The sequence below is a fragment of the Pseudomonas sp. EGD-AK9 genome, from assembly GCF_000465935.2.
Taxonomy (GTDB): Bacteria; Pseudomonadota; Gammaproteobacteria; order Pseudomonadales; family Pseudomonadaceae; genus Aquipseudomonas.
Window position 1 is genome coordinate 1 of sequence record NZ_AVOF01000307.1, and the last position, 22125, is coordinate 22125.

The following is a 22125-nucleotide window of genomic DNA, read 5'->3' on the forward strand; positions in this document are numbered from 1 at the left end:
GCCTTCAGCGACGCGCTGCCACTGACCGGCGTGGTGCTGACCAAGGTCGACGGCGACGCCCGCGGCGGCGCTCAATCCGGTTGACGCCCTGCGCAGCGAGTGACGCACGGTCGTTACACCAGTGCAACGGCGCAACACCCAACCGCCTGCCAGCGTCTATGCTCAAGCATGCTTTCCCCCGTGAACCGGATTGACGCGGCCTGCAGCGGCACAGGGAAGGTGCGCCGTCGCTGAGGCTGCCGGGACACCCCCGATGCTCGCCGCCGAATCTGCCTCGCCGGCCTCTGCCGCGCCCGACCTGGGCGAGGCCCTGGTCGCCGCCGGCTGCCTGTCCGAGGCCGACTACAAGCGCGTGGTGCGGATGCAGGCGGCGCAGCCCGACAGCGGCTCGCTGGCCAGCCTGTTGAGCCGCCTGGGGCTGGTCGCCGAACGCGACATCGCCGCCCAGCTGGCACGGCTGCTCGAGTTGCCGCTGATCGGCGCCGAAGCCTTTCCCGATGCGCCGCTGCTGGCCGAACGGCTGTCCTATCGCTTCCTCAAGGAGTGCCGCGCGCTGCCGCTGGAGCTGAGCGACGGCGAACTGCAGGTGGCCATGGCCGACCCGCAGGACCGCTTCGCCGTGGAGGCGTTGCGCCTGGCCAGCGGCTGCCGCATCCGCCCGTTGGTGGCGCTCGGCTCGGAGATCGACGCGGCGATCGAGCGCATGCACGGCCAGGGCCAGAGCCAGATGGGCGACATCCTCGCCCGGGTCGCGCCCAGCGAGCCGGACGAAGCCGCCGAGGTCGAGCAGTTGCGCGACCGCGCCAGCGAGGCGCCGGTGATCCGCCTGGTCAACCTGATCATCCAGCGCGCGGTGGAGCTGCGCGCCTCGGACATCCACATCGAACCCTTCGAGAGCCGGCTCAAGGTGCGCTACCGCATCGACGGTCTGCTGCAGGAGACCGAGGCACCGCCGGTGCAGCTGTCGCCGGCGGTGATCTCGCGGGTCAAGCTGATGGCCCGGCTGAACATCGCCGAACGGCGCCTGCCGCAGGACGGCCGGATCGAGATGCGGGTGCAGGGCAGCGACCTCGACATCCGCGTCTCCACGGTGCCGACCATGCACGGCGAGAGCGTGGTGATGCGCCTGCTCAACCGCGAGAGCGTGGTGCTCGACTTCGCCGCCCTGGGCTTCGGCGAGCAGCCGCTGACCCGGCTGCAGGCGGTGCTGCGCATCCCCCACGGCGTACTGCTGGTCACCGGCCCCACCGGCAGCGGCAAGACCACCACGCTGTACACCGCGCTGAACAGCCTCAACACCAGCGCCAGCAAGCTGATCACCGTGGAAGACCCGGTGGAGTACCAGCTCGAGGGGGTCAACCAGATCCAGGTCAAGCCGAGCATCGGCCTGACCTTCGCCAGCGCCCTGCGCTCGATCGTGCGCCAGGACCCGGACGTGATCATGGTCGGCGAGATGCGCGACCTGGAAACCGCGCGCATCTGCATCCAGTCGGCGCTGACCGGCCACCTGGTACTCTCCACCCTGCACACCAACGACGCGCCGAGCAGCATCACCCGCCTGCTGGAGATGGGCGTGGAGGACTACCTGCTGACCAGTACGCTCAACGGCGTGCTCGCCCAGCGCCTGGTGCGCCAGCTGTGCCGCGCCTGCCGCGAGCCCTACACGCCACTGGCGGAGATGGTCCGCGAGACCCAGCTGGCGCGCTTCGCCGGCGAGCGCCCGGTGACCCTGTACCACGCCAAGGGCTGCAAGGCCTGCAACGGCAGCGGCTACCACGGCCGCATCGCCATCATCGAGATGCTGGTGCTCAGCGACGCCATCCGCCGCCTGGTGCTGCAGCACGCCGACGCCGGCCGACTGATGGCCGCGGCGCGCGAGGAGGGCATGCTGACCATGTACGAGGACGGCTGCCTCAAGGCCCTGGACGGCATGACCACCCTCGAAGAAGTGATCCGCGTGACCCAGGAGGGCTGAGATGACGCTCTACCATTTCCGCGCGGTGAGCGACGGCGGCGAGACCCAGCAGGGCCAGCTGGAGGCGCCCGACGAACAGGCGGTGCTGGCGCAGTTGCACGCCCGCGGCCTGATTCCCCTGGAGATCAGCACCGGGCGCAGCTGGCAGGGCCTGCTGCAGCTGGACATCCGCGAGGTGCTGCAGCGCGGCCAGAGCCCGCGCCAGGTGCTGGCCTTCACCCAGCACCTGGCCTCGCTGCTGCATGCCGGGGTGCCGCTGGATCGCGCCCTGGAGATCATGCTGCGGGTCAGCGACGACGTGCGCCTGCGGCGCCTGATCGAGCCGATCCAGGAGGGGGTGCGCCGCGGCGCCAGCCTGTCGCGGGTGCTCGGCGAGCGTCCCGAGCTGTTCTCCAGCTTCTATATCAGCATGGTGCAAGCCGCCGAGGTGGCCGGCGACCTGGCCGACGGCCTGGGCAACCTGGCCTATTACCTGGAGCGCAGCAAGACCCTGCGCGACAAGCTGGTATCGGCGCTGATCTACCCGCTGATCCTGCTGCTGGTGTCGGTGGCCTCGCTGCTGATCATCCTCACCTACGTGATCCCGCAGTTCCGCCAGCTGTTCGACGACATGGGCGCCAGCCTGCCGCTGTCCACCTCGGTGGTCATCGCCATCGCCGAAACCCTGCGCCAGCAGGGTCCCTGGCTGCTGCTGGCGCTGCTCGGCGGGCTCTGGCTGCTGCGCCGGGCGCTGCGCCAGGCCGACTTCCGCCAGCGCTGGGACGCCCTGATGCTGCGCCTGCCGCTGCTCGGCGGGCTGCGCCAGCGCATCGAGACGGCGCGCTTCACCCGCAGCCTGGGCACCCTGCTCAAGGGCGGCGTGCCGCTGCTGCAGGCGCTCGGCATCGCCCGCCAGACCCTCGGCAACCTGCTGATGGTGGAGCAGGTCGGCCTCGCCGCGGAGAACCTCAAGCAGGGCCGCCAACTGGCCGCACCACTGCTCGCCACCGGCCTGTTCCCGGCCCTGGCGATGCAGATGATCCAGGTCGGCGAGGAGACCGGGCGCCTCGACGAAATGCTGCTGAAGGTCGCCGACACCTACGACCACGAGGTGGAGGTGGCCATGCAGCGCCTGGTGGCGGTGCTCGAGCCACTGCTGATCGTCGGCCTCGGCCTGATGATCGCCGGCATCATCCTCTCGGTGCTGGTGGCGATCATGAGCATCACGGAAATACCCCTATGACTGGGAGACAGACATGAACCACGCACATCGCCGCCGCCCGGCCGGCTTCACCCTGCTGGAAATCCTCGTGGTGCTGGTGATCCTCGGCCTGATGGCGAGCCTGGTCGGCCCCCAGCTGTTCAAGCAGCTGGGCGGCTCCAAGACCCGTGCCGCGCAGCTGCAGATCCAGGAGCTGAGCGCCGCGCTGGACCTGTACCGCCTCGAACTGGGCGGCTACCCGAGCACCGAGCAGGGCCTCGAGGCGCTGATCAGCAAGCCGCGCAACGTCGAGAACTGGAACGGCCCCTACCTGAAGAAGAACGTGATCCGCATGGATCCCTGGGGCAACCCCTACCAGTACCGCGCTCCCGGGCAGAACGGCGAGTTCGACCTGTGGAGCCTGGGCGCGGACAAACGCGAGGGCGGCGACGGTGAGAACCGCGACGTGCGCAGCTGGGAGTAAGGCCCTGCGGGGTTTCACCCTGCTCGAGCTGCTGGTGGTGCTGGTCATCGCCAGCCTGGCGGTCGGCCTGGTGGGGCCGGCGGTGCAGCGCATGCTGCCTGGCGCCGAGCTGAAGACGCACAGCCGCGAGCTGCTGGCGCAGGTGCGTTACGCGCGCAGCCAGGCGATCCTGTCGCAGCAGCCGGTACACCTGCGCCACGACGAGCAGAGCCACAGCCTGAGCTTCAGCCACCACGACAAGCCCATGCTCCTGCCCGCGAGCGTGCAGCTGGTGCTGGAACCCGGCAGCCACGGCGGGCCGGACGACCCCGAGGACGCCATCATCTTCTATCCGCAGGGCTACTCCTCGGGCGGGCTGATCCGCCTCGGCGCCAGCGGCGGGCGCCAGTTCGAGATCGCGGTGGACTGGCTCACCGGCCGGGTGCAGCTGCAATGAACGGCCTGGCGCGGCGTAGCCGCGGCTTCAGCCTGCTGGAAGTGCTGGTGGCCTTCCTGGTGCTGGCCGTCAGCCTGGGCATCCTGCTGCGCATCTACTCGGCCAGCTTCAACGCCCTGCGCAGCGCCGAGCATCACCAGATCGCCCTGCTGCTGGCCGAATCGCGCCTGGCGCAAACCCTTGCCGGCCTGCGCGCGGACAGCCGTGGCAGCGACAGCGGCGGCCTGCAGCCGCCGTACCGCTGGAGCAGCGAGATCGACGACTACGAGTTCGCCAACCAGGAAGGCGGCATCGACTACCGGGTCACCCCGCGTCTGGTACGGGTCAGCGTCAGCTGGGGGAGCAGCCCGGCCGAGCGGGTGACGCTGAGCACCCTGCGCCTGGTGGAGGAGCCGCGATGAACGCCCATCGCCAGCAGGCCTTCACCCTGCTGGAGCTGCTGCTGGCCATCGGCCTCAGCATGCTGCTCAGCCTGCTGGCCTACGGCGGGCTGCACCTGGCCATCCGGAGCTGGGACGGGGTCGATCGCCAGCTGCAGAAAAGCGAGCGCCACTATCTGACCCAGCGCCTGCTCCGGCGCCTGCTGGAAAGCCCGCAGGAACAACACCTGCGCGATGTCGACGGGCTGCTGCAGCTGGCCTTCCGCGGCCAGCCCGAGAGCCTGATCTTCTGCGCCGAGCTGCCCGGCCTCGGCCAGCCCGGCGAACGCTACTGGCTGCAGCTGGTACAGGAGCAGACCCAGCCACTGGGCGCCGAGGCGCAGCGCTGGCAACTGCTGCTGCGCTACCGACCCTGGCGCGACAACGCCGTGCTGGACTGGCCGCTGCTCGAGGAAAGCCTGAGCCTGGACGGCGACAGCGAGGTGCTGCTCGAGGACCTACCCGCGCCGCTGCGCTTCAGCTACCTGGAACGCCGCCGCGACGGCGAGCCGCAGTGGCAGGAGGAATGGCTGGAACAGGCGCAGATGCCGGTGCTGCTGCGCATCGCCGGCGACGGCCAGCGGCAGCCGGAGCTGACCGTGGCGCTGTGGGAGAACAGCCATGACATCCTCCCGGCTCGCTGAGACTGGCGCCCGCGCCTGCGCCGGCGTGGCCCTGGTCGGCGTGCTCTGGCTGCTGGCGCTGCTCGCCCTGATCGGCCTCAACGTCTCGGCCAGCAGCCGCATCGAATTGCAGCTGACCGCCAACCTGAAGCAGGCCGCCGCCGCCCGCCACGCCGCCGACGCCGGAATCAACTGGGCAATCTGGAGCCTGCTGCAGACGGGCACCGCCGGCTGGCTGGCCGACGGCAGCGAGCGCGAGTTCGAACTCGACGGCATGACGATCCGCATCGCCCTGTTCGACGAGCAGGGCAAGATCGACCTCAACGAGGCCGGCCCCGAGCTGCTCCTCGGCCTGCTGCTGGCCGTCGAGGTGGAGGAGGATCGAGCCCTGGCCCTGAGCGAGGCGATCCAGGACTGGCGCGACGAAGACGACGAGCGCCGGCCCAAGGGCGCCGAGGCCGACGACTATCTGGCGCTCGGCCTCAAGGGGCCGGGCAACCGGCCCTTCGAACGCCTGGCGGAATTGCGTCGCGTGCTGGGCATGAACGACGAGCTGTACGACAGGCTGGCGCCGACGCTCACCCTGCTCAGCAACAAGGCCGAGGTCAACCCGCTGCTGGCGCCACCACAGGTGTTGCGGGCGCTGCCCGGCCTCAGCGAGGACCGCATCGAGCAGTACGTCGCCGAGCGGCGGCGCAACTATGCCGAGGGCGCGCCGCCGCCGCCGCTCGGCGAGGTGGACGCCAATTTGCTGAGCTTGACCTCGGCGGGTTTCAACTATGCTGTCGATATCGAAGTGATGGCCAACGCGCAATCGCTGTCGCGCCAGCGAGTCTGGCTTTCCCGCCGCGGCCAGGGCCTGGCCGCAGGGTTCCGAGTGCAGCACAGCATGCCGGAGCAATAACGCAGCGCGATCAACAGGGCACTCGCATGGATCTCTCCTCGCCACTGACCCGACTCAACGCTGGTGCCGGCTCGCTCAAGGCCCAGGCGGGACGCTTTTGGGACTGGTGGCTGGGCGAGCTGCTCGGCCTGGTGCCGGAAACCTGGCGGCAGCGCCTGGGCCAACGCGGCGCGCTGCTGCTGATCGAGCTGGACGGCAGCCAGTGCCGCCTGCGCTTCGGCGGCTACGGCAATACCGAGGTACTTGCCAGCGCCCCGCTCGGCATCGACGACGAACTGCCGGAGATGCTCGCCGCCCCGTTGCGCCACCGCGCCGGCAAGGCCGCCAAGGTGCTGCTGCGCCTGCCCGCCGACTGCGGCCTGCACAAGATCGTCGGCCTGCCCGCCGCCGCCGAGGCGAGCCTGGGCAACGTGCTGCGCTTCGAGATGGATCGCCATACCCCCTTCAGCAGCGAGCAGGTCTATTTCGGCTACCGCCTGCTCAAGCGCGAGACCGACCAGCAGCGCCTGCTGGTGGAGCTGCAGCTGGTACCGCGCAGCTACCTGGACCCGTTGCTGCAGCGCCTGGCCGCGCTCGAGGTGCACCCGGCGCGGGTTGCCCTCGGCGAGGCGAATGGCGACCAGCCCGAGCTCTGGATCGACCTGCGCCAACCTGGCGCGCCGGGCGCACATAGCGCCTGGGGCAACCGCCGCATGCTGCTCTGGGGCCTGCTGCTGCTCGGCCTGGCGGCGCTGCTGTTGTTGCCCTTGCAGCAGCGCGAATACGCCGCCGAACGCCTGCAGCAGGAACTGGCGCAACCCAGGGCGCTGGCCGAGCGCGCCGCCCTGGTGCAGCAGCAGTTGCAGCAGCTCGAGGCCGGGCGCGACTACCTCAGCCAGCAGCAGGTGCGCGCCAGCGCCATGCTCGAGCTGCTCGAGGAGCTGACCCGGCTGCTGCCGGATCACACCTGGCTGACCCGCTTCGAAGTCAGCCAGGAGCGCGTGCGCCTGGAGGGCGAGTCGGCCGAGGCCAGCAGCCTGATCGGCCTGCTGGAAGGCTCGCAGCATCTGCATAACGTCAGCTTCGCCTCGCCCATCACCAGCAACCCGCGCACCCAGCGCGACCGCTTCAGCCTGCTCGCCGAACGCCGGCCGAGCGGAGAGCGGCCATGAACAACCAGCGCCTGCGTCAGCTGCTGGCGCTATTGATCCTGTTCGCCGTGCTCGGCCTGCTGCTGATGGTCGTGCTCCTGCCGCTGGCCGAACGCTGGCGCAGCGACGGCGACAGCATCGCCAGCCTGGAGAACCAGCTCGCCGTCTACCGCCGCGTGGCGGCCAACCTGCCGCAGCAGCAGGCGCGCCTGGAACAGCTGCGGCAGAACGACCCGGCGCAGGAGCTGTACCTGCCCGAGAGCCGCCCGGCGCTGGCCGCCGCCGACCTGCAGCAGCGCATTGGCCAGCTGGTGGCGCAGAGCGGCGGCCAGGTGATCAGCACACAGATACTCAACCGCGAAGACCCCGCCGCGCCGATGCCGGCGGTGGCGCTCAAGGTGCACATGCGCGGCGAGACCGAACAACTGGTACGCATCCTCCACGGCCTGGCCTACAGCCGCCCGCTGCTGCTGGTGGACAATCTGCTGGTGCTGAGCAACCCGCGCCTGGACATGCAGCGCATCTATCGCGCCAGCGAACGCCAGGTGCTGCCGGCGCTGGACGTGACCTTCGAAGTGGTCGGCTACATGGCGAGGGCCGAACCATGAGGCGGCTCGCCCTGCTGGCCCTGGCCATGCTGCTGGCGACGCTGGCGGCACAGGCCGACGACGAACCGCAGCCAGCGCCGCTGGTACAACCGCGCCCGCTGGAGTCCTTCGCCGAGCTGCTGGAGCGACCACTGTTCAGCAACACCCGGCGCCCGGCGCGTTTCAGCGCCGAGACCGGGCAGAGCCTGGACGAAAAGCAACTGCGCGAGACCTGGCGCCTGACCGGTATCGTGCTGCGCGACGAACGTCAGCTGGCGCTGTTCAAGCAGCGCCAGGGCGATCAGCGCGAAGAGCTGGAAGTGGGCATGGCCCTGGAGGACGAATGGTTGCTCGAGCGCATCGACAGCGATCACGTGCTGCTGATGCGCAACCAGACCGCCGTGCAGATGCTCCTGCGCGAGCCCGGCGGCTCGTCCGACGCCCCCCCTCCTGCAGCGGATGCGCCAGCAGCTCCACGGGCGGCACCCGCCGCGCCCGCCGAAGCGGCGCCCACCGCCACCGACAGCAATGGCGAACCCGTCCCCGAGCAAGGGTGACAAGGAGTACGCGATGAATCCTGCGACACGCTTCGGCCCCTGGTCCTTGGCCACCTGCCTGCTATTGGGCGCCTGCACGGTGGTACCGGGCGGCGACCGCGCCACCTTCGACCGGCCCTGGGCGAAGACGCCGCCCGAACAGGCGACACCGCGCCCGGAACGCCAGAGCCGGCTCGGTACGCCGGCGGTCAAGCCCGAGGTGGAGGAGCGTTTCGACGCCGACGGTACCGGCGGCGCGCCGCGCGCGGCGGCAAGCAGCGAGCTGTACCGCGGCTCCGGCAACCTGATCGACCTGCGCCCGGCGCTGGAGTCGCCGCCGCAAGCCGAGGGCGACATCACCCTGAACTTCCAGGACATCGAGATCGCCGAGGTGGTCAAGATCATTCTCGGCGAACTGCTCAAGGTCAATTACGTGCTGGACAAGAACGTCACCGGCACCGTCAGCCTGCAGACCAGCCGACCGTTGCAGCGCGACGACCTGCTGCCGACCCTGGAGACCATGCTGCAGCTCAACGGCGCGGTGCTGGTGCGCAACCACGACATCTACGAGGTGGTGCCGCTGGACGCCGCGCCCGCCGGCGCCCTGATCCCGCGCCAGACGCCGCTGGGGCAGCGCGGCTACCAGTTGCTGGTGGTGCCGCTGCGCTATATCGCCGCGGCGGAGATGCACAAGATCCTCGAACCGCTCAAGCCGACCAAGGGCCTGCTGCAGGTGGACGAGGCGCGCAACCTGCTGCTGGTGGCCGGCACCCAGCAGGAGCTGAACAACATCCGCCATACCGTGCGGGTGTTCGACGTCGACCAGCTGCGCGGCATGTCGGTGGGCCTGTTCCGCATGCAGCAAGTGGACGCCCGGGTGCTACTCGGCGAGCTAGACGCCATCTTCGGCGATACCGCCAACGGCCCGCTGGCCGGCATGGTGCGCTTCCTGCCGATCGAGCGGCTCAACGCGCTGATGGTGATCACCCCACAGGCCAGGTACCTGGAGGACGCCAATGCCTGGATCCAGCGCCTCGATCGCGCCGAGGGCGCGCAGGGCACCAGCATGTTCGTCTACCAGTTGCAGAACGGCAAGGCGCCGCGCCTGGCCGAGGTGCTCAACGCCCTGCTCGAGGGCCAGCGCCAGAGTCGCCCGGACGACGAGGGCCTATCGTTGCCGGTGCGTACCCCGCCGCCGGCCGCAGACGGCGAGACACCTGCGGCGCCGCCGCTCGACCCCAGCCTGGCGGCCCTCGGCGTGGAGGCCAGCAACCTCGACGTCGGCGCGGTCAGCGTGATCGCCGACGAGGACAACAATGCCCTGCTGGTGCTGGCCACCCCCGGCGACTACGAGAAGCTGATCAAAGTGATCCGCAAGCTCGACGTGCTGCCGCTGCAGGTGCTGGTGGAGGCCACCATAGTCGAGGTGGCGCTGGAGGATGAGCTGCGCTACGGCCTGCAGTGGTACTTCAAGGGCTCGATCGGCGGCAAGACCCTGCGCGGGGTGCTCGGCCAGCTGCCGCTGACCTCGCCGACCAACCCGGCGCCGACCGGTTCGATCAGCCTGGTCGACGCCGGCGAGGCGCGCGTGCTGCTGGATTTCCTCGCCACCGACTCGAAGGTCAACGTGATCTCCTCGCCGACCCTGATGGTGCAGGACAACCGCACCGCGACCATCCGCGTCGGCGACCAAGTGCCCATCCGCACGTCGGAAACCACCAACACCAGCGGCGTGGTCAACCAGCCCGGCGACCCCTCGGCGCTGGTCACCAGCACCATCCAGTACCAGGACACCGGCGTGCTGCTGGAGGTCAAGCCACGGATCAATACCGGCGGCATGATCGCCCTGGAGATCACCCAGGAGGTCAACGACGTCAAGCCCACCACCACCTCGGGCATCGACTCGCCGACCATCACCCAGCGCCGCATCAACACCAACGTCAGCGTGCTCAGCGGCGAGACCCTGGTACTCGGCGGGCTGATCCGCGAGAACAACGGCCGCGACGCCCAGGGCCTGCCCTACCTGCGCAACGTGCCGGTGCTCGGCTGGATTTTCGGCAGCCAGGGCAAGTCCATGAGCCGTACCGAGCTGGTGGTGATGATCACCCCCAGCGTGGTCTCCACCCTCGACGAGGCGCGCGACGTGACCCAGGAATACCGCGACAAGCTCAAGGGCATCAGCCTGCCGCAGGACGCCTGGCAGACCCGCCCCAGCGAACTCTGAGCGACGGTGCCGCGCGTCCCGGGGCGACTGCGCCGAATAGGTTGGCGCCCCTGGAGGAGCGCATTTATTCGCGACACTCGCCAGCGCGGGTTCCCCCAACGCGAATAAATGCGCTGCTAGGTTCGGCGCCGCTCTCTGAGCAAATGCCCCCTGTTACGCCGGATAAACAGCCCACCTCCCGTTCCGGCGGCCTCTCGCCCCATGTCCGCGACGCTCGCCAATGGCTGTCACAGCAACTGAACAGTTTTCCTCGCAACAGCCCGCCGCTGTTTCACTGGCATTGCATTGCCAGTATCCATCCATGGCAATATTTTCTTTGAAAACAATCGGTTAACTCACTGGCACGCTAATTGATAACCACCCAAGCGAGGAGATCGAGGCGTACTCCGGACCCGGGTTCCGCTAGGGCGAGCAAGCAATCTTCAGCAGTCTCTCGAGGGGCCCCACCTAAGACAGGTACCTCGCCACGGCAATTTCGCGCGGCGAACCACTCCGTCCCGCGCCAGACGCCATCGGCGGTGGGACATGGAGGCTCAATCATGCACAACAACAGGCTACGCAACGCGCTGCCACGCTGTCTGCTCAGCGCCCTGCTGATCGGTGGCATCACCACCACGGCATCGGTCAATGCGGTGGACGGCATCGGCACCCACGACCTCAAGCTGTTCGAACTCGAGGGCAACACCGCCGACAACCCCGCCGGCCCGCCCACCGATTGGGACGCCCTGCACAGCGGCGCCACACCGGCCAATATGATCACCTTCACCGGCGTGCTGCCCGACCCGGCGCCGCAGACCATCTTCTGGAAGGGCGGCTCCAAGGACGTCAACGACGTCTCCGAGTGGTGGTACAAGCAGGGCAGCGTCTCCGACAAGAGCAACATCACCAACGCCTACGCCGCCGCCTATACCGCGCCGGCCGATGTCTGCGTCACCAGCGCCAGCAACAACACGGTGGTGGACTGCGCCACCGCCGGCTCGGTGGTGCTGCATGAGCAGGGCGACCTGATCGTCTACTTCGGCATGGACCGCTTCGCCAACAGCGGCGACACCTTCGGCGGCTTCTGGTTCTTCCAGGACCCGGCGGTCGGCATCGGCGACGTGAACGGCCAAGGCCAGTTCAGCGGCAACCACGTGGCCGCCACCGCCACCGAACCCGGCGACGTGCTGGTGCTGGTGGAATACCCGCAGGCCTCCGGGGCCACTCCCGAGATCAAGGTCTACGAGTGGGACCCGAACCAGGTGCGCGGCCCCAACATCGCCCCCAACCTGTCGCTGCGCTTCACCGCCAGCCAGGCCGAGTGCAACAACGCCGACGGGCTCGGCAAGCTGGCTTGCGCCAAGGTCAACCTGGTCACCCTGCCCAACCCGCCCTGGGACTACACGCCCAAGGGCGGCAACGCCAACAGCGTGATGCCGACCCAGACCTTCTTCGAGGGCGGCATCAACCTGACCGGCATCCTCGGCAGCACTCCCTGCATCAGCTCCTTCCTCGCCGAGACCCGCTCCTCCCGTTCGGAAACCGCCAGCCTGGAAGACTTCGCCTTCGGCGGCTTCGATGCCTGCGGCGCCAACGTCAGCAAGTCCTGCGAGGCCAAGATCACCACGACCGGCGACATGGTCGAGGTGGAATTCTGGGGCGAGGTGAGCAACACCGGCGGCCTGCCGCTGGATATCGAGCTGGAGGATGACCAGGCCAATTCGATGTTCACCAAGGTCTGCGTCGATGGCAGCGACGGCAGTACACCCGATGGCCGCTGTGTTGGCGAAGACGAAATCGCCGGCCTGACCCTGGGCGCCATTGCCAGCTTCAACCTCGGCGGCGGCCAGACCGTGGTCTACGAGGGCAAGTACAGCCTGACCGAGTTCGACGAGACCACCGAGTTCGTCGACACCGTGACCATGCGCTTCTACGACCCCGGTACCGGCGCGCTGATCGACACGGAAACCGCCACTTCGGCGGAGTGCCCGCCCACCGGCGAGCCGGGGCTTCTAGTCACCAAGCTCTGCTCGGGCCAGCTTAGTGGGGATGCGGAGACGATAGATCGCACCATCGAGGGCACTGTGAAGAACACCGGTAACGTCAAGCTGACCAGCCTGAGCCTGATCGACAACGTGCTGAATACGGCTCTCTTCATGGTCGTGGTGGATGCGAACTCCGACGGCAAGGTCGACGCTAACGAGATTGCCTTCGACTTTGATACGGACAGCCTGCAACCCGGCGTGCAATTGGCCTACGAGTACGAATTCAGCGACCCTGGCTTCACTCACGAGAACGACATCTACGCCACGGGCGTCAATGTCTTCGACGGCGAGACCGTTACTTCCGACACCGCATCGGTGAATGGCTGCGAACCCGAGCTGGTGCAAGGACTGGCAATCACCAAGGAGTGCGAGCCGGAGGGTAACGGCGTCCAGCTGAAACTGGTGAACGGTGTGCTGGTGGTCGAAGTCAGCAACGTGATCCGGGTCGAGAACGTCGGCCAGGGCGGAGTAGGCGAGCCCCTGACCGTGACCGTCAGCGATGACGAGGTGCAGCAGTTGGTGCAGACGGCTGGCCAAACCCCGGCATTCGACTGCTCGGCAATCACCAGTTGCACCGGAGAGCTGAAGTACGGCGAGTTCGTGACCTTCGAGCAGACCTACCGCCCGGATCTCGATCTGGCGGAAGGCGGCATCTTCGAGCTGAGCAATAGCGATCTGGTGTTCAGCAATACCGCGACTGCGACAGGCTCTGGCGTCTTCTCGGAGCAAGCTGTATTCCCTGCTCCAACGGCCACCGCCGACTGCCCGCTGTGCCCGGTGCCGGACACCAATTGACCTACCACTGGATGGCCCCGGCAGTAAGGGGCCTTTATCACCCGACAGAAGGGGCGCCTCGGCGCCCCTTTCGCTTGCCTGAACCGTCTTGTATCGCTTCCTGAACATCGCAGCACCGCCCCGATAAGCGGTCCAGCCCAGTCAGCACGGGGCCTCGCGGCGGTCCGGGGCGGCCTACCGGCCACTGCTGTTTCAAAGCTTGGACAGCCTGCGCCGACTATCCCCAAGGATGTTTCACAAGCTGTCCGCGCGCGCCCAGACTTGAGAGTTAATTCTTTTTAATTCAATAACTTACTCATATGGCACGGTAATTGTTTGTAGTGACGGCGAGAAGACCTCTGGGCCTTCGGGCGGTTCCTGTTCATCGGGTAGTAGGCAGTCGGGTGCGAGCGGGAACCAGTGGAAGCAATGCCGGATTGCCGTAGGGCCGCGGTGGCCCAGGGCCGTGCGCGTACAGGGACTCGCGCCAGCGGCGATCGGGAGCGGTGTTCGCCACCGGCAAGGGCAGCCGGGCAACGCCTGGGAGCAAGAAAATGCACACACTCAACTCATGGCAAACGCTGCTGAGGTTCACGCTCGGCGCGGTGCTGGTGGGCGGCATGACGTCGACGGTGGTCAACGCCGTGGACGGCAATCCACCGGGGCTGTTCGAGCTGGACGCCAACACCGTCGACGCCGCCGGTGGCGGCGACGACTGGGGCGGGCTGTACAGCAATCCGCCCGGCAGTTCGGTCGCCTTCACCACGATCCTCGCCGACCCTGCACCGCTGACCATCTTCACCGGCGGCGGGTCGAAGGACATCCTCGACATCCCCAACTGGCGGCACACCAACGGTAGCGTGCCGGACAAGGACGACATCACCAACGCCTATGCCGCGGCCTATATCAACCCCGGCGACGTCAGCCACGGCGGCGAAGTGCTGCACAAGGCCGGCGACATGATCATCTACTTCGGCCTGGATCGCTTCGCCAACAACGGCGACGCCCATGCCGCCTTCTGGTTCTTCCAGAACGACGTGGGTCTTAACCCCAACGGCACCTTCGTCGGCCAGCACGCCGGTCGCGACGACGCCAATGGCAAGCGCGGCGACCTGATGGTCCTGGTGGAGTACCCGCAAGGTTCCAACGCCGTACCGGAGATCAAGGTCTACGAGTGGGACCCGCTCGGCCAGGGCAATGTGGTCGCCGACAACCTGAGCCTGCTGTTCAGTTCGACCAGCGCCAAGTGCGACGGCAGCGGCAACAAGCTGGCCTGCGCCACTACCAACACGGCGGATCTGCCGCTGCCGGCCTGGCCCTATGCGCCCAAGCTGGGCAACAAGAACCGCCTGCCCGCGGAGAGCTTCTTCGAGGGCGGCGTCAACGTCAGCGCCCTGCTGGGCGGCAATGTGCCCTGCTTCAGCAGCTTCCTCGCCGAAACCCGCTCCTCGCGTTCGGAGACCGCGCAACTGAAGGACTTCGTGCTGGGCAACTTCGACGTCTGCGCCATTGAGGTGACCAAGGAGTGCGAGGCCGCTCTGGACGACGAAACCTTCGACCAGATCAAGGTCAGCTTTGGCGGTGTAGTCACCAATACCGGCGCCCTGACGCTGTTCGACATCGTGGTCAAAGACGACATGGGAACCCCCGACCCGAGTGACGACGAGACCATCCATACCATAGCCGAACTGGCTCCCGGAGCCTCGGAGCCCTACACCGGCGAGTACGTCACCACTTCGCTAAGCGATCCGCTGACCGATACCGTGACCGTGACTGGCAAGCGCAATGGCACGACCGTCAGCGACCAGGACACCGCCGAGTGCCCACCACCGCCGATCGATCCGTCGATCGAGGTGGCCAAGCTTTGCGAATCCCAGCAACTGAACGAAGACGCCAACGGCATAGACGCGACCTTCCTTGTCACCGTGACCAACACCGGCAACGTCAAGCTGACGAACGTCTCGGCGACCGACACCACCTTGGGAGTGTCCGTAACGCTCGACAAGAGCGAACTGCTGCCGGGCGAGTCGGCGACTGGAACCGTCGATCACAGTGTGCCCTTCGCAGCATCCGTGACCGACTCCGCCGAAGCCAGCGGTACCGCGGCACTCAGCGGGGAACTCGTTACGGATGTCACGGACGACCCGCAGGCTGAATGCGCCTTGGACGTTGAGCCCTCGATCGCCATCGAGAAGGTATGCACCGATGCAACGGCCTTCGGCCAGCCGATCCACTACAGCATCACCGTCACCAACAACGGCACCGTGCAGTTGGTCGACGTCGAAGTCGTGGATGACAAACAGCTGGATCCGTACCCAATCGGCACCCTCAATCCGGGTGAGTCTGAAGTGATCAACGACAGCTACACCCCAGCCACCGCAGGCGACCATACCAACACCGCGACAGTGGAGGGGTTCAGCGCACTTGACCAGACCCTGGCCAACGCGACGGACAGTGCCACCTGCAACGTACCGCCACCCGGCGGTGAAGGCTGCACACCCGGCTTCTGGAAGAACAGCCTGGGCAGCTGGGCACCCACCGGCTACAGCCCGAACCAGACAGTCGGTTCGGTGTTCAGCCTGCCAGCTGGCGTGCTGAACAATCAGCTGAGCGGCAACTCCCTGCTGCAGGCGCTGAACTACGGTGGCGGTGACAACCTGGTCGGCGCCGCGCAGATTCTCCTGCGCGCCGCCGTGGCGTCGATCCTCAACGCCGCGCATCCGGATACGGACTTCCCCCGGACGGCCGCCTCGGTGATCACCGACGTCAACGCCGCCCTGGCCACCAAGGACCGGACAACCATCCTGGCCCTGGCCACGGCGCTCGACATCGACAACAACCTGGGCTGCGATCTGCCCAATGACAGTTCGTTCTGAGCGAACGAACGATCCGGGCCAGGGATGACCCGGGTGCTGCAGAAACGAGAAAGCGCAGGGCGTGGCCCTGCGCTTTTTTATTTCCCGCCTGTAGGATCGCCAGCAGGCTGGCTCCCAGGGCCTGGCGTCCCTACCTGCCGCCGTTGCCCTTGCCGCCGGTGCTGCCGCCGTCCGAGCTGCTGGCCTGCAGGCCGATATACACGGTGGCGCTGGCGCTGAGCTTGCCGTCGCTGATGGTGTAGCGGAACTGGTCGCCGCTCTTGAAGCTCTTCGCCGGGCTGTAGGTCAGGGTGCCGTTGCTGTTGAGGGTCACTGAACCCTTGCTGCCCTGGTCGAAGGCCACCACCTTGATCGCGTCGCCGTCCGGATCGCTGTCGTTGCCCAGCACGTTGATGGTCACCGGCGACTTGCTGGCCAGCGTCACGCTGTCGTCCTTGGCCAGCGGCGTGCTGTTGCCGATGCTCTCCGGGTTGTCCACCACATAGCTGGCGCTGGCGCTGGCGCTGGTGCTGTTGGCGCTGGCGGTGGCGCTGATGTTGTAGAAGCCGTCGGCGGCGGTACTCGGCGAGGTGGCGCGCAGGGTCACGCTGGCGCTGGCGCCGGGGGCCAGGCTCAGGCTGCTGGCCAGGCTGGTGCTCCAACCGCTGGGCTTGCCGGCGGCGAGGCTGAAGCTGCTGCTGGAGCAGCCGCTGCTGTCCTTGTTGGTCACCGTGACGCTGTAGTCGAAGCTGCTGCCGGCGGCCAGCCAGGTGCTCTGGCCCGGGGTCATGCTGACGCTGGGGGCCCTGCGACTGCAGGTCGGCGCGGTGCTGCCGGAGAAATCGACGCTGACCAAGGCCTGGTTAGTGTCTGTCCACTGGGTGCTGATAGTCACTCCCGCAGCAGGGTCACTGAAGCTGCGGCCGCCGACCAACGCGGCATCACGCATATCCACTGTGGTGCTGCCCGGCGTCATGTCCAGCATGTAGCCACGACGGGTGTCCGGCACCGCCTCGCGAACGGTCACCCCCTTGAACACGTTGTCCGCTATGACGATGCCACGGTCGGTCAGTTGGGCATCGAAACCCGTGGGTTGGCGGAAGTCCACGTAGTAATAGCTGGGCTTGCCACTGGCCGAGTCGATGCCCTTGGCAATCTTTAGCACCTTGGTGGCACTGGTAGCCTTGGAGTTGGGTTGCACATAGAAGCTGCCGGCGCTGTTCACGTTCACCAGGTTGCCGCTGGACAACCAGCCGAGCAGCTCCTTGCTGAAGGTGTTGAAGTGACCGACGGTACCGGAGTAGCCCATGATATCGAGGGTGTCGCCGTATTCATGGGTGGTGCAGCTGCTGCCCAGGGTGGTGTCGCCGCAGTCCATGGCGTGTGCATGGCGCAAGCCGAGATTGTGGCCCAGCTCGTGGGCAACGGTGCGTAGAGTCATGCTGCCGTTGATCCAGCTGCTGGAGGGCCAGGCGCCCACTTGCCCCATGCCGGTATAGCCACAGGCGCTGATGGTCGGGAATGCAAAGATGAAGCGGTCGTAGTTGGCCAGGTTATAGCCTGCAGCCTGGGCAGCCTGCTTGGCGTAATAGGCGATGTCCGAACCGTTGCAACTGGTGCTGCTGAGCGGCAGGGTAAACCAGCCTGCGACGCTGCCGGTCAGCCAGGTCTGCTGGTTGGAGTTTTCCTTGTAGAAATCGTTGACCGTACCGAATATCAGGCTGTTTACGTGGCTGGTGGTCCAGGGTTTGTTGCTTGGCGCATCCTGGAAGTTCACCAGAATCGCCAGGGTGCGCTGGGCGCCGGTGGCGTTGGGCAGGTCGTAGGCCAGGGTGCCACTGCCGCTGCCGTCATCGGCCAGCATCAGGCCCTGCTCGTCGTCACCGAGCACCAGATCGCCCTGCACGCCGTCGATTGATTGGCCGTTTTCCAGCAGCCAGCCCTGGGCGCGCACGGCCAGGCCACTGCGCCATTCCTTGTTGCGCTCGGCGAAGCGCAGCTCGAAGCGCTCGCCAAATGAGGTGATCAGGAAATGACGCAGCTTGGCGCTATCCTCGTAGTCCTCGTAGATCACCTCCAGCTCGCCCTCCAGGTCCAGGCGCTGCTCCAGCTTGGCCAGCACCTCGGCCGGCATGCCGCGCTGCTTGTCCTCGGGGATGGTCACGCGCAGCAGCTCGGCCGGGTGGTGCTCGGCCAGCTCGCCGAGCAGGGCACGGCGCTCCTCGGCCTTGGCCAGCAGCTGGCGCTGCAGCTGCTCGCGCGCCGCGCCGGATGCGTTCTGCCAACGTTTGTGCAGCGCCAGCAGCTCCTGGGTTCCGGTGCTCGCCGCCAGGCGCGCGGCCAGGGCGTTCTTCGCCGGCTGCGTCTGCTCGGCATGAACATGGCCGGGAGCTGCCAGGGCTGAGGGGTGAGCGAGGCTGCCGGCGGCGAGAATGGCCAGGGCAAAGGCGTAGCGAGGCATGGACGGGCGCATGAGGCTCTCCTGAAACGGGGTTCAGAAAAGTTCCTCTTCACGGCGGTCCTGTGAGGGGGGTCTCCTTCGGCAGTCCGGCGGCCCCGGTGGGGCCCGTAACTTTGCGTCGCCAGGTTGCCCTGGTTATGCCTTTGTCGGGAGAGGAGCTTTCTGTAAGCGGTATTACAAAGGACGGCGAGCCGTCCGGTTAAAGCCCCTCGAGCGCTCCGGCCACTGTTTCGTCAGCGACCGGATCGGAAAACCTCACTGTTTACTGCACTTTGCAGCGGGGTGAATCCTGTAACAGTTGCCAGAATAAGACTGTTCATTTTCTGTACAACTGTAACGGATGCAGAAGCTATCACCCCGCCTGTTCATTTTTTATACATTTCATGCATAACGATGCCCTGGTTGGTTGAAAAATGATCTAGAACTTTTCCCCGGCACCCTTGCAAGGCCCGTTGCAGAGGCGCGCATGGGCAAAACCCGGGGTGCCATGAAAGGGCTACCGTTTATCGCCTGGGCCGCCACAATGTGACCCAACTCACAAAGAAAAGCCTGGCTTATCAGTGAGTTGCGGGATGGCCATAGGCCATGACAGGGGTACGATATGGCAGGTCTCGGGCGCTCGAAGCCCTGTCCCACTCGAGCCGACAACGCGGCCGAAATACCAAAGCCGAGCGGACGAAATCTGCTCGGCGAAGGGGCGCCTAGGGAAACGCTGAGATAGTCGGGCGCAAGCGGGACAGCAGCTTTATCGCTGACCAGCGCTTGCGCCGGCCCGAGGGGGAATAATCCAGAATCGCCTTGCTACCTGGGCTCCCGCCTTCGCGGGAGCGACGGCAGATGGCTTTATCAGGACGTCCCTAGGCGCCGTTGGCTTCGTCCCACAGCTTGATCACCGGTTTGCAGCTGGGGTGGAAATGCTCCAGTTCGCGCAGCTTGCGGTGCAGCAGGTGCCAGCTCATGAAGGGAGTATCGCTGAACAAGGGAAAGGGGGTCGCGCCGCTCTCCGGGCGCGCGGCCGAAAACTCCCCCTGGCTGCCGGGCTTGTCGTCGGGCGGGGGAAGATCAATGAAGCGGCGTTCCTCTGGGGGCATGGTGAACTCTCCGCAAGGCAGAAGAAATCATGCAGAGAATGCGCCAGGCAAGCGCAATGCCCATGCTGCGGGCATTGCATCCGACTTGTCCGAGTGCGGCAGTGGGAAATTGTTCAGCCGCCGTTACAGCCCGCCTCGGCGGTTGTCCAGCCACGACGACCTGCCGGCATCGCTCGCACGTGAACAGCCGCCGGCTAGCTGCGCACGCCGTACTTGTCCATCATCCGGTAGAGGGTCACCCGCGAGACGCCAAGCAGCTTGGCGGCCTGCGACACGTTGTTCATCGCATGGCTCAAGCAACTGCGCACCGCCAGTTCCTCGGCGTGGGCGCGAGCCTGCTCCAGCGGCATGACCATGTCCAGCGCCTCGCACTCCTCGAGGCCGAGGTCAGTCGGAGTGATCATACGGTTCTCGCTCATCACCAGGGCGCGGCGGATGCGGTTGATCATCTCGCGCACGTTGCCCGGCCAGCCGTGGCTGAGCATGGCGCCGATGGCCTGGCGGGTGAAGCCGCGCGAGCTGCTGCCGTATTCCTTGCCGAACTTGTGCAGGAAGTAGCGCGCCAGCAGCTCGATGTCGTTGCCGCGGTCGGCCAGGCGCGGCACCAGGATGCTGAGGACGTTGAGCCGGTAGTAGAGGTCTTCGCGAAAGCGTCCCTCGGCCACCGCTTCCTCCAGGTTGACGTGGGTGGCAGCGATCACCCGGGCGTTGACCGCGATGCTCTGGTTGCCGCCGAGGCGCTCGATGGTCTTCTGCTCGAGAAAGCGCAGCAGGTAGACCTGCATCTGCGGCGGCAGGTCGCCGATCTCGTCGAGGAAGATGGTGCCGTTCTGCGCCGCCTCGACCCGGCCGATCTTGCGCTTGTAGGCGCCGGTGAAGGAGCCCTTTTCGTAGCCGAACAGCTCGGCGTGGATCAGCGTCTCCGGCAGGGCACCACAGTTGACCGCGACGAAGGGCCCGTCGCATTGCGGCGAGCGCTGGTGGATGGCGCGGGCGATCATCTCCTTGCCCACCCCGGTCTCGCCGCGGATCAGCACCGGCGCCTCGACCCCGGCGACGCGGCGGATCTGGTCGAAGATGGCGAGGAACTGCTTGCTGCCGCCGACCATCTGGAACTCTTCCACCGCCACCAGACGCTCCTGCTCCAGATCGCGCAGGCGCGCCATGCCGTCGAGATGGCCGAGGGCCTGCTTGAGGTGCTCCTGCGCCTCGCCCAGCGGCAACGAGAAGTAGTCGTAGAAGTGTTCGTAGATCAGCCGGCGGAAGTCCTGCTTCTCCAGGGCCGCCGGCAGGGTCAGGGCGACCCAGGCCAGGTGCTCGTCCTTGTCCAGCAGGGCCTCGAGCTCCTCGTACTGGGCCTCGCTCAGCGCCGGCAGCAGGGCGATGGCCACCCGGTAGCTGTGGAACTTGAGCAGCCCGTGGGCACTCTCCGCGGTGCCGACCCGATCCAGTACCCAGTCCGGCAGATGCAGGTTGCTCAGCAAGGAATCGTCGCCGGAAAGATCGAGCAACAACGCGCGGCGGGGCGAGTCATAAGTTTGACGCATGATCGCGGACATCTATTAAGCCCTTGATACAGCAGTTATCTATCACTTATCCACAACGTTACTGCTCCTTTTGTGGAGTGTAGATCAGGCCTGACATTTGCCCGCGATACCGACGAAAGGCCATACCATTCGGCGGGTTTTGTCCGCCGCTGGCAACTGCTGTCCGGACTTCTATAGTCACAGTAGCTTGCGAGGATCGACACCATGTACAGCCAGTACTTCGGTTTTTCCGACCTGCCGTTCACCATCGCGCCCAACCCGCGCTACCTCTATCTCAGCGAGCAGCATCGCGAGGCCCTGGCCAGCCTGATCTACGGCATCAACTGCAACGGCGGCTTCGTCCTCCTCACCGGCGACGTCGGCACAGGCAAGACCACCGTCTGCCGTTGCCTGCTGGAACAGCTGCCGGCCAATACCGAGGTGGCCTTCATCCTCAATCCCAAGTACGGGATCATCGAGCTGCTGGAGGCCATCTGCGACGAGCTGAAGATCGGCTACCAGCGCAGCGGCCGGCGCATCAAGGGTTATATCGACGCGCTCAACGCGCATCTGATCGACGCCCACGCCCGCGGCGTCAACACCGTGCTGATCATCGACGAGGCGCAGAACCTCAGCCTCGAGGTGCTCGAACAGATCCGCCTGCTGACCAACCTGGAGACCAGCAGCCAGAAGCTGCTGCAGATCATCCTGATCGGCCAGCCGGAGCTGCTCGACACCCTCGCCCGCCCCGAACTGCGCCAGCTCAACCAGCGCATCACCGCGCGCTACCACCTCAAGGCGCTGGCCCGCGACGAACTGCACGCCTATGTCGGCCATCGCCTGGCGGTCGGCGGCCGCGACGCGCCGCTGTTCACCCGCGCCGCGCTGCGTCGCCT

General features: G+C 66.7%; 17 protein-coding genes, 1 pseudogene and 1 riboswitch. Of the genes and pseudogenes, 15 read left to right on the forward strand and 3 right to left on the reverse strand.

What is annotated here, in order from left to right:
* The 14 genes and pseudogenes from N878_RS28410 to N878_RS14695 all read left to right on the forward strand — a co-directional run.
* Nucleotides 1–72, forward strand: a pseudogene (locus tag N878_RS28410) (hypothetical protein); the annotation flags it as partial.
* A gap of 289 nt (nucleotides 73–361) precedes the next feature.
* Nucleotides 362–1975, forward strand: coding sequence for a type II secretion system ATPase GspE (gspE, locus tag N878_RS14635; RefSeq protein WP_256218094.1), 1614 nt, complete (start codon nucleotides 362–364; stop codon nucleotides 1973–1975).
* A gap of 1 nt (nucleotide 1976) precedes the next feature.
* The gene (locus N878_RS14640; RefSeq protein WP_021444374.1) at nucleotides 1977–3197 is read left to right on the forward strand and encodes a type II secretion system F family protein; all 1221 of its coding nucleotides are present in this window, start codon (nucleotides 1977–1979) and stop codon (nucleotides 3195–3197) included.
* 13 nt (nucleotides 3198–3210) lie between these two features.
* Nucleotides 3211–3639: a type II secretion system major pseudopilin GspG gene (gene gspG / locus N878_RS14645; protein WP_021444375.1), complete on the forward strand. Its 429-nt coding sequence runs from the start codon at nucleotides 3211–3213 to the stop codon at nucleotides 3637–3639.
* Nucleotides 3608–4075 (forward strand): GspH/FimT family pseudopilin, encoded by a 468-nt coding sequence (locus N878_RS14650; RefSeq protein WP_031303203.1) that lies wholly within the window; start codon nucleotides 3608–3610, stop codon nucleotides 4073–4075. The genes gspG and N878_RS14650 overlap by 32 nt, the downstream gene beginning before the upstream one ends.
* Nucleotides 4072–4476, forward strand: a complete 405-nt coding sequence (locus N878_RS14655) for a prepilin-type N-terminal cleavage/methylation domain-containing protein (RefSeq protein ID WP_021444377.1) — start codon at nucleotides 4072–4074, stop codon at nucleotides 4474–4476. Before N878_RS14650 ends, N878_RS14655 begins: the two co-directional genes overlap by 4 nt.
* Entirely contained in the window at nucleotides 4473–5138 is a 666-nt protein-coding gene (locus N878_RS14660) for a prepilin-type N-terminal cleavage/methylation domain-containing protein (protein WP_021444378.1), read from the forward strand. Before N878_RS14655 ends, N878_RS14660 begins: the two co-directional genes overlap by 4 nt.
* Nucleotides 5116–6021 (forward strand): general secretion pathway protein GspK, encoded by a 906-nt coding sequence (locus tag N878_RS14665; protein ID WP_021444379.1) that lies wholly within the window; start codon nucleotides 5116–5118, stop codon nucleotides 6019–6021. Before N878_RS14660 ends, N878_RS14665 begins: the two co-directional genes overlap by 23 nt.
* Before the next feature lie 26 nt (nucleotides 6022–6047).
* Nucleotides 6048–7172, forward strand: coding sequence for a PilN domain-containing protein (locus N878_RS14670; RefSeq protein ID WP_021444380.1), 1125 nt, complete (start codon nucleotides 6048–6050; stop codon nucleotides 7170–7172).
* On the forward strand, nucleotides 7169–7759 hold the full coding sequence (gene gspM, locus N878_RS14675; RefSeq protein ID WP_021444381.1) for a type II secretion system protein GspM: 591 nt from the start codon (nucleotides 7169–7171) through the stop codon (nucleotides 7757–7759). Before N878_RS14670 ends, gspM begins: the two co-directional genes overlap by 4 nt.
* Nucleotides 7756–8295, forward strand: coding sequence for a hypothetical protein (locus N878_RS14680; protein WP_021444382.1), 540 nt, complete (start codon nucleotides 7756–7758; stop codon nucleotides 8293–8295). The genes gspM and N878_RS14680 overlap by 4 nt, the downstream gene beginning before the upstream one ends.
* A 13-nt stretch (nucleotides 8296–8308) precedes the next feature.
* The gene (gene gspD, locus N878_RS14685) at nucleotides 8309–10498 is read left to right on the forward strand and encodes a type II secretion system secretin GspD (protein ID WP_021444383.1); all 2190 of its coding nucleotides are present in this window, start codon (nucleotides 8309–8311) and stop codon (nucleotides 10496–10498) included.
* Between the two features lie 539 nt (nucleotides 10499–11037).
* Nucleotides 11038–13317 carry a hypothetical protein gene (locus tag N878_RS14690; RefSeq protein WP_021444384.1) on the forward strand — a complete coding sequence of 760 codons (2280 nt, stop codon included), beginning with the start codon at nucleotides 11038–11040 and terminating at the stop codon, nucleotides 13315–13317.
* A 533-nt stretch (nucleotides 13318–13850) separates the two neighbouring features.
* Nucleotides 13851–16172: a hypothetical protein gene (locus tag N878_RS14695; RefSeq protein WP_021444385.1), complete on the forward strand. Its 2322-nt coding sequence runs from the start codon at nucleotides 13851–13853 to the stop codon at nucleotides 16170–16172.
* Between the two features lie 130 nt (nucleotides 16173–16302).
* Here the strand turns inward: N878_RS14695 and N878_RS14700 are convergent, their stop codons facing one another.
* From N878_RS14700 to N878_RS14710, 3 genes are all read right to left on the reverse strand, one after another.
* Nucleotides 16303–18624 (reverse strand): Ig-like domain-containing protein, encoded by a 2322-nt coding sequence (locus N878_RS14700; RefSeq protein ID WP_021444386.1) that lies wholly within the window; start codon nucleotides 18622–18624, stop codon nucleotides 16303–16305.
* A gap of 65 nt (nucleotides 18625–18689) precedes the next feature.
* Nucleotides 18690–18764, reverse strand: a riboswitch (cyclic di-GMP riboswitch).
* Nucleotides 18765–19469: 705 nt separating this feature from the next.
* Nucleotides 19470–19703: a hypothetical protein gene (locus tag N878_RS14705; RefSeq protein ID WP_021444387.1), complete on the reverse strand. Its 234-nt coding sequence runs from the start codon at nucleotides 19701–19703 to the stop codon at nucleotides 19470–19472.
* Between the two features lie 194 nt (nucleotides 19704–19897).
* Nucleotides 19898–21250 carry a sigma-54 dependent transcriptional regulator gene (locus N878_RS14710; protein ID WP_082457849.1) on the reverse strand — a complete coding sequence of 451 codons (1353 nt, stop codon included), beginning with the start codon at nucleotides 21248–21250 and terminating at the stop codon, nucleotides 19898–19900.
* Between the two features lie 204 nt (nucleotides 21251–21454).
* On the opposite strand from N878_RS14710, the gene N878_RS14715 reads away from it, so the two are divergent.
* On the forward strand, nucleotides 21455–22125 hold a 671-nt coding region (locus N878_RS14715; protein WP_021444389.1), incomplete at its 3' end, for an ExeA family protein.